General features: G+C 66.7%; 8 protein-coding genes. 1 reads left to right on the top strand and 7 read right to left on the bottom strand.

Features of this window, described 5'->3' with window-relative positions; genetic code table 11:
* The 4 genes from VGE49_RS06740 to dnaE all read right to left on the bottom strand — a co-directional run.
* A partial coding sequence (locus VGE49_RS06740) for a 30S ribosomal protein S2 (protein WP_331033793.1) occupies nucleotides 1-126 on the bottom strand: 126 nt, incomplete at its 3' end.
* 164 nt (nucleotides 127-290) lie between these two features.
* A complete protein-coding gene (locus VGE49_RS06735) occupies nucleotides 291-641 on the bottom strand; it encodes a GFA family protein (RefSeq protein WP_331033792.1) in 351 nt (116 codons plus the stop codon).
* Between the two features lie 14 nt (nucleotides 642-655).
* Complete coding sequence (locus VGE49_RS06730) at nucleotides 656-1,069, bottom strand: DUF3224 domain-containing protein (protein WP_331033791.1); 414 nt, start codon at nucleotides 1,067-1,069, stop codon at nucleotides 656-658.
* Entirely contained in the window at nucleotides 1,069-4,524 is a 3,456-nt protein-coding gene (gene dnaE / locus VGE49_RS06725) for a DNA polymerase III subunit alpha (RefSeq protein ID WP_331033790.1), read from the bottom strand. The genes VGE49_RS06730 and dnaE overlap by 1 nt, the downstream gene beginning before the upstream one ends.
* A gap of 315 nt (nucleotides 4,525-4,839) precedes the next feature.
* On the opposite strand from dnaE, the gene msrA reads away from it, so the two are divergent.
* Nucleotides 4,840-5,469, top strand: coding sequence for a peptide-methionine (S)-S-oxide reductase MsrA (gene msrA, locus VGE49_RS06720; RefSeq protein WP_331033789.1), 630 nt, complete (start codon nucleotides 4,840-4,842; stop codon nucleotides 5,467-5,469).
* A 23-nt stretch (nucleotides 5,470-5,492) separates the two neighbouring features.
* On the opposite strand, the gene VGE49_RS06715 is transcribed toward msrA, so the two are convergent.
* From VGE49_RS06715 to VGE49_RS06705, 3 genes are all read right to left on the bottom strand, one after another.
* Nucleotides 5,493-6,209 carry an ABC transporter ATP-binding protein gene (locus VGE49_RS06715; RefSeq protein ID WP_331033788.1) on the bottom strand — a complete coding sequence of 239 codons (717 nt, stop codon included), beginning with the start codon at nucleotides 6,207-6,209 and terminating at the stop codon, nucleotides 5,493-5,495.
* Nucleotides 6,202-7,512 (bottom strand): lipoprotein-releasing ABC transporter permease subunit, encoded by a 1,311-nt coding sequence (locus VGE49_RS06710; RefSeq protein ID WP_331033787.1) that lies wholly within the window; start codon nucleotides 7,510-7,512, stop codon nucleotides 6,202-6,204. Before VGE49_RS06710 ends, VGE49_RS06715 begins: the two co-directional genes overlap by 8 nt.
* Nucleotides 7,509-7,824, bottom strand: a 316-nt coding sequence (locus VGE49_RS06705) for a His/Gly/Thr/Pro-type tRNA ligase C-terminal domain-containing protein (RefSeq protein ID WP_331033786.1), incomplete at its 5' end; no start/stop codon positions are given. The genes VGE49_RS06710 and VGE49_RS06705, both read right to left, overlap by 4 nt.

The raw sequence follows: 7,824 nt of genomic DNA, 5'->3' as shown, positions 1-7,824 counted from the left end.
GATGTGGATGTTCGAGCGCGAGCCGAAGATGTAGCGGTCCATCTTCGGGTTCCAGCGGTGCGTCTGGTGGCCGAAGTGAGCGCCGGCTTCCAGCAGCGTACGCATCGAGAATTCAGGCAGAGCCATGATCGTTGTATCCTTCTTCCGATCAAACCTAGCGTGAGCGATTAAAAGGACCTGCGGTCCCTCGGAACGGTGCAGGCCGGGATGTCTCCCCGGACCGCGCCACGCCCACGTGCGAAGTGCGCGCGCTCTCTAGGCCTATTGTTCGGAAAAGGCAAGCCAATCAGTCAGAAGCTGCGCCCGTCCACCCGCTTGGCGCTCCAGTCCCAGGGCTCGACGTCCGTCAGGGTCCGCACATTGATCGCCGCCACCTCGGACCCGTCCGGCGCCACGCCGTAGCCGAAGGGCTGAACGCCGCAGGTCCTGCAGAAGCGATGGTCGATCTTGTGGTGATTGAAGAAGTAAGAGGTCGTCGCCTCCTCGCCCGCCGTCAGCCGAAACGCCGAGCGCGGGGCGAAGGCCAGGACGAAGCCTTTTCGATAACAATGCGAGCAGTTGCATTCGATCAGGCCCTCCAGCCCGACCTCGACCTCATAGGCCACCGCGCCGCAGTGGCAGGACCCCTTGTGCACGCTCATGATCCATCCCTCCCTCAGGATTTCGGCAAGCTGTATTCCAGATCGTAGTGATGAACGCCGTTGGTGATCGTAAGGTGGAAGACTCCTGCGATCCCGGCCAGCTCCCCTGCCCCGGAACCCGGCACGATGGTGATCAGCAGTTCCTGCGCGCCCCGGTCCATCAGACCCCGATGCACCAGGGTGAACGCCCCCTCTCGGCCATCGACGACGCCGCGCACCCGGTCCAGGGCGACATAGGCGCCCGACCGCTCGGGACTCATGACCGCCAGCATCTCTCCGGCGGCGGTTCCAGTCAGGTCGCCGTGAAAGGTCTTGGCCAGCAGCATCCGGCCGGGCGCGTCCGACGCCGCGCTCTCCGTCGGCTGAACCGGAGTGATGACCACGTCAAAAGTCCCGCGCGCATTCTTCATGGCCGCCCCCTCGATCATCAGGCGTCCTCCAGCATCACCACGCCCGGCGCCGATTTCAACGCTCCGCGCAGGGCCGCGTCCAGTCGGTAACGCCCCGGCAGCTTGATCTCGACCTCGGTGCGGCCGCCCAGCGTCGCCTGCAACCAGACCTCGCCGCCCTTGCCCTGCGCCCTCGAACGATCCAGTCGCGCCTTCAGCGCCTCGGCGTCGGCCGATTGCGCCGACAACACGATCCGCAGCCCGATCTGGGCGTCATCCAGCAGGACGTCCATGCGATTGGCGTCGTCGCCGAAGAAGCGCACCTCGCCGTCCGCAGACTTGGCGCGCACCTTCACCAGAACCGAGGTCCCCACCTCGAGGATGTCGCGGCAGCGACGCAACTGTTCCGGCGGGAACAGGCATTCGAACTCACCCGTCGGGTCCGAGAAGGTGACGAAGGCGAACTTCTCGCCGCTCTTGGCGCTGGCCCGCTCCTGACGACGACGCACGACGCCGGCCATCATGAAGGCCTCGTGCCCCGCCTCGGCCAGGCCCTGCGCCTCGGCCACGAAGGTCACGCGCTTGCGTTTCAGGGCCGGCGTCAGGTCCTCCAGCGGGTGGCCCGACAGATAGAAGCCGACGGCGGACAGTTCCTGATCCAGCTTGTCAGGGCCGGCCCAGGGCTCGACGCTCTTCAGGCGCGGCCGCGCGGCCCCCGCCTGATCCGCTCCGAACAGGCTGACCTGCGACGAAGCGCGCTCGGCGGCGACGCTCTGGCAATAGGCGATCAGGGTATCGGCCTGCTCGAACAACTGGCGACGATTGGGGTTCAGGCTGTCGAAGGCGCCCGCCTTGGCCAGGCCTTCCAGCGCCCGCTTGTTGACCGCCTTGGGATCAACCCGCTCCAGGAAGTCGAAGATGTCGGCGAAAGGCCCGCCCGCCTCGCGCACCTCGACGACGTGCTTCATAGCCTCCAGGCCCACGTTGCGGATGGCGCCCAGGGCGTAAAGGACGCTGCCCTGCCCGTCCTTCCACGCGACGTCGAAGTCCGCCGACGAGCGGTTGATGTCGGGGGCCAGGACAGGCACCTCGAACCGGCGGCAGTCCTGATAGAAGACCGCCAGCTTGTCGGTGTTCGACAGGTCGAGGCTCATCGAGGCGGCGAAGAACTCGACTGGATGATTGGCCTTCAGCCAGCCCGTCTGGAACGAGATCAGGGCATAGGCCGCCGCGTGCGACTTGTTGAAGCCATAGCCCGCGAACTTGGCCACCAGATCGAAGATGGAGCCGGACTGGGCCTCTGGCACGGATTTCTCGGACGCGCCCTTGACGAAGCGGAGGCGCTGGAAGTCCATCTCCTCCTTCTTCTTCTTGCCCATGGCCCGGCGCAGCAGGTCGGCTTCGCCCAGGCTGTAGCCAGCCAGAATCTGGGCGATCTTCATCACCTGTTCCTGGTAGATGATGACGCCATAGGTCTCGGTCAGCACCTCCTTCAGGCTGGGGTGCAGGTAGTCCACCTCGGCCCGGCCGAATTTCCGGTCGATATAGGTGTCGATCATCTCCATCGGCCCCGGCCGGTAGAGGGAGATCAGGGCGGTGATTTCCTCAATGGAGCCGCAGCGCATCTTTCGCAGGGTGTCGCGCATGCCCTGGGATTCCAGCTGGAAGACCCCGACCGTCTGGCCCGAGGCCATCAGCTCATAGGTCTTGGGGTCGTCCAACGGCAGCAGGTTCCATTCCGGCGCCGCGCCGCGCCGTTCCAGATACTCCCGCGCCCGGTCCAGCACCGTCAGGGTCTTCAGGCCCAGGAAGTCGAACTTCACCAGACCCGCCGGCTCGACCCACTTCATGTTGAACTGGCTGGCGGGAATGGTGGAGCGAGGGTCCTGATAAAGCGGCACCAGCTGGGTCAGCGGCCGGTCGCCGATGACGATGCCGGCGGCGTGAGTCGAGGCGTTACGGTACAGCCCCTCCAGCTCCAGCGCCGTTTCCAGCAGGGTCTTGACCGCAGGCTCGGCGTCACGCGCCTCCTTCAGACGCGGCTCCAGATCGATGGCCTGGGCCAGGGTCACGGGGTTGGCCGGGTTGTTCGGCACCATCTTGCAGAGCCGGTCCACCTGGCCCAACGGCATCTGCAGCACCCGCCCGACGTCGCGCAGCACGGCCCGCGCCTGCAAGGTGCCGAAGGTGATGATCTGGGCCACTCGGTCCTTGCCGTAATGGTCCTGCACATAGTCGATCACCTCTTCCCGCCGCTCCTGGCAGAAGTCGATGTCGAAGTCGGGCATGGAGACGCGTTCGGGGTTCAGGAACCGCTCGAACAGCAGGCCGAACCGCAAGGGGTCCAGGTCGGTGATGGTCAGCGACCAGGCCACCAGAGACCCGGCGCCGGAGCCCCGCCCCGGCCCCACGGGAATCCCGTGCAGCTTGGCCCACTTGATGAAGTCGGCCACGATCAGGAAGTAGCCGGGGAAGCCCATCTGCTGAATGATCCCGACCTCCCACTCGAGGCGGGTCCAGTACTCCTCCTCGGGCGCGGCGGGCGTAACCTGTTGCAGGCGGGCCTTCAGCCCCTCGCGCGCCTGGTGCGCCAGTTCGTCCGGCTCGGAGCGGCCCGCGCCCGTATCGAAGCGCGGCAGGATCGGCGCCCGCGTCGGCACCAGGAAGGCGCAGCGACGGGCGATGTCGATGGTGTTGTCGCAGGCCTCGGGCAGGTCCGCGAACAGGGTCCGCATGGCCTCGGCCGTCTTGAACCAGTGCTCGCCGGTGATGCGACGCCGGTCTTCCTGACCGGTGAAGGCGCCGTCGGAGATGCACAGCAGGGCGTCGTGCGACTTCGCCTGGGCCGCCTTGGCGTAATAGACGTCGTTGGTGGCGACCAAGGGCACGTCATGGGCGTAGGCCCATTCGACCAGCCCTGCCTCCGCGACCGGCTCCTGCGGCAGGCCGTGGCGTTGCAGCTCGACATAGAAACGGTCGCCGAAAACGCGCTTCATCTCTGCGAGAGAAGATAGCGCATCTTCGCGCTTGTTCTGGACGAATAGGGGATCGATCGGGCCGTCGGGACCGCCCGAAAGCAGGATCAGGCCTTCGGACTTATCCACAACCTGTCCCCAGGGCACGCCCGGCTCGGACATCTCGCCAGCGTCGAGATAGGCGGCGGAGGACAGAGCGCAAAGGTTCAGCCAGCCCTGCTCGTTCTGGACAAGAAGCACCACGGTCGGCGTCTTGGCCCAGCGTTCTGAGATCTGACCGCCGATGCCCAGCACCGGCAGGGCGCAGGCGACGATGGGCTGGACGCCCGCGTCCTTGGCGGTCTGGCTGAATTCCAGGGCGCCGAACAGGTTGGCGCGGTCAGCCACGGCGACGGCCGGCATTCCAGCGTCTGCGGCCATCTTGCCGATCTTGCCGGCCTTGATCGCCCCTTCCAGCAGGGAATAGGCGCTTCGGACCCGCAGATGGACAAAACCCTGACTGTTCGTCGTATCCGCCAAAATCCACTCCGCTGATCCCGGCCGCCGGGATCTCTCACATCCGGCCGCCGCGCGGCCGGACCTCGATCATGCAGGGAGTCGATGCGGCGATCACGTCACCAGGAAAGACGCCTGCCAGATCATCCAGACGAAGCCGCCGCACGACGCAAGCGACAGCATATCCCTCACCCAACGCGACATCGGCTTATCCCCAGTTAGCGTGTTCCTGAAACGTTCTATATTCCCGCTTTGTTCTCGTTGCAAGCGCCCGGTGCGCAAAGCCATCCGTCTTCCCATATCGCGCGTATCCTTGCGGAGAATGACCGGGAGCCTGCCATGTCGCGTCTGCCGCCCATGATTGTCCTGGCGCTTGCGGCCTGCTCGCCGGGCGAAACGCCGGTGAAGGCCGCGCCGCTGGAACCGGCCCCGGCGGGCTATCAGACGGCGGTCTTCGCCGGCGGCTGTTTCTGGTCCAGCGAAAAGGCGTTCGACGGCCTGCCCGGCGTGCGCTCGGCGGTGTCGGGCTTCGTCGGCGGCACGCGGCCCAACCCGACCTATGAGCAGGTGATCCGAGGCGGGACCGGCTATCGCGAGGCGGTGATGGTTACGTTTGATCCCGCCGTGGTCAGCTATCGCACCCTGGTCGATCGCTACTGGCGCACCATCGACCCGACCGATCCCGCCGGACAGGTCTGTGATCAGGGGCCGTCCTATGTCGCGGCGGTCTATGCGACCGAGGCCCAGACCGCGACTGCGCTGGCGTCGCGCGCCGCCGCCCAAGCCGCACTGGGGCGCTGGGGGTCAGGCTTCATCACGCCCGTCTATCCCGCCATGCGCTTCTGGCCCGCCGGCGCCGAACATCAGGACTTCGCCCGCCGACACCCGGCCCGGTACGAAGCTTACCGCATCGGCTGCGGGCGCAGCGCGCGCCTGCGCGCCCTGTGGGGCGCGGCCGCCGTCGGCTAGCAGGCCCTGATCAGCAGGTCAGATCAGTAGGCTTGGGCCTCGGCCGCGCGCTCTTCCAGATGGCCGTCCTTCAGGGCGAAGACGCGGTCCATGTGACCGGCCAGCTCCATATTGTGGGTGGCGATCAGGGCGGCGACGCCCGTGGTCTTGGCCAGTTCACGCAGGGCCTCGAACACCGCATGGCTGTTCGTCGGGTCGAGGTTGCCGGTGGGCTCGTCGGCCAGCAACTGGCGCGGGTTGTTGGCCAGCGAGCGGGCGATGGCGACGCGCTGCTGCTCGCCGCCCGACAACTGGGCCGGTTGGTGGGTGAAACGCTCGCCCAGACCCAGGCTGGTCAGCAGGACCTCGGCCCGACGACGGGCCTCGACCTCGGAATGACCGGCGATGCGCATCGGCAGGGCGACGTTGTCCCGCGCATCAAATTCCGGCAGCAGGTGGTGGAATTGATAGACGAAACCGATCCGCGACAGGCGCAGACGCGTGCGCGCCCGCTCGTCCAGACCGCCGACGTCCTCGCCGTCGATCATGACCTGACCGCTGCTCGGACGCTCCAGCAGGCCGGCGGCATGCAGCAGGCTCGACTTGCCCGAGCCGGAAGGCCCGATCAGGCCGACGACTTCGCCCGGCATGATGTCCAGGTCGACGCCCTTCAGCACCGTCAGCCCGCCCGAGGCGGTCGGATAGGTGCGGGTGATCCCGCGAAGGCGCAGCGTCGGCGTCTTGTTCAGCGGACTATTCAAAGCGCAGGGCCTCCACCGGGTCGATCCGCGACGCGTTCCACGACGGCGGCAGGCTGGCGAGGCAGCTCATGAAGAAGGAGAAGAGCGCGACCCAGGTCACGTCCCACGGGTCGACCAGGGCCGGGATGGCGTCCAGCATATAGACGTCGGCGTTGAACAGTTGGACCCCCAGCAGGGCTTCGAGGAAGTGCTGGATCGCGCCGATGTTCAGGCAGAACAGCAGACCCAGGATCAGGCCAGCGATGGTGCCGCCGATACCGATGGCCGCGCCCGACACGAAGAAGATGCGCAGGATCGACGAGGGGCTGGCGCCCACGGTGCGCAGGATGGCGATGTCGCGGGTCTTGTTCTTCACCAGCATGACGATGCCGCTGATGATGTTCATGGCGGCGATGGCGACGACCAGCCCCAGGATGATGCTCATGGCCACACGCTCGACCTTCAGCGCACCCCAGAAGGCGGCCAGGCGGGTGCGCCAGTCGCTGACGATGCTGCCGGGACCGGCGGCCTGCTGCACCGGGGTCAACAGGCTTTCGACCTGATCGGGCTCGGCCACCTTCATCTCGATGACGTCCCAAACGCCTTCCTTGCCGAAGAAGAGCTGGGCCTGTTCCAGCGGCATGAAGATGAAGGCGCGGTCGTAGTCGGCCGTGCCGGAACTGAAGATGCCGCCGACGCGATAGGTCTTTTCCAGACCGCCGAGGTTGCCGAACGCACTGTCGGCGCCGGTCGGCGAATAGATGGACAGGGCGCTGCCGACGCTGAGCCCCATCTGGTCAGCCAGAGCCTTGCCGATCAGGATGTTGTCGCCGCCATATTCGCCGCGCCCGAAGGCGTCGCGCATCTCGGGCGTCAGGCTGTCATAGACGAACTTGGTCGAGACCAGGTCTTGCGGACGCACGCCCCGCACGACGCCGCCGGTCATCTGACCGCCTGCGCGGAACATGGCGGGGGATTCCGTCAGCGGCGACACCGAGACCACGCCTGGCACGTCGGAAATGCGCTTCAGCGCCGCCTCGCGATCAGGCGAGGTCAGCACCGGACCCTGGACATACATATGCCCGTTGAACGACAGCATCCGCCCCAGCAGTTCGCTGCGGAAACCGGCCATGATGCTCATCACGCTGATCAGCACCGCCACGGCCAGCATGATGCCGATGAAGCTGATGATGGCGATCAGGGCGACCCCGCCTTCCTTGCGCTTGGCGCGAAGGTAGCGAAGGGCCAGTCCGATCTCCCAGGCGGAGAAGGGACCGGCGGGTTTCACGGCGGGCGGCGCGGCGGCCGTCGCGGCGTCGGTCATTGCGTCAGCAACTCCAGGGCGGCGTCCAGCGACAGGGTTTGCTTCTCGCCGGTGGCGCGGCGTTTCAGTTCGACCACGCCGTCGGCCAGGCCCTTGGGCCCGATGGTCAGTTGCCACGGCACGCCGATCAGGTCGGCCGTGGCGAACTTGCCGCCCGGACGCTCGTCCGTGTCGTCGTAGAGGACGTCCTTGCCCAGGGCTTCCAGCTTGGCCACGGCCTCTTCACAGGCGGCCGAGACGGCTTCGTCGCTGGCGCGCAGGTTGATCACCACCACGTCGAACGGGGCGACCGAGTCCGGCCAGATGATGCCG

Source organism: Brevundimonas sp., assembly GCF_036405315.1.
In the GTDB taxonomy this organism is placed as follows: domain Bacteria; phylum Pseudomonadota; class Alphaproteobacteria; order Caulobacterales; family Caulobacteraceae; genus Brevundimonas.
Note: the sequence above shows the minus strand (reverse complement) of the source record. Positions and strands in the feature narration are given on the sequence as shown.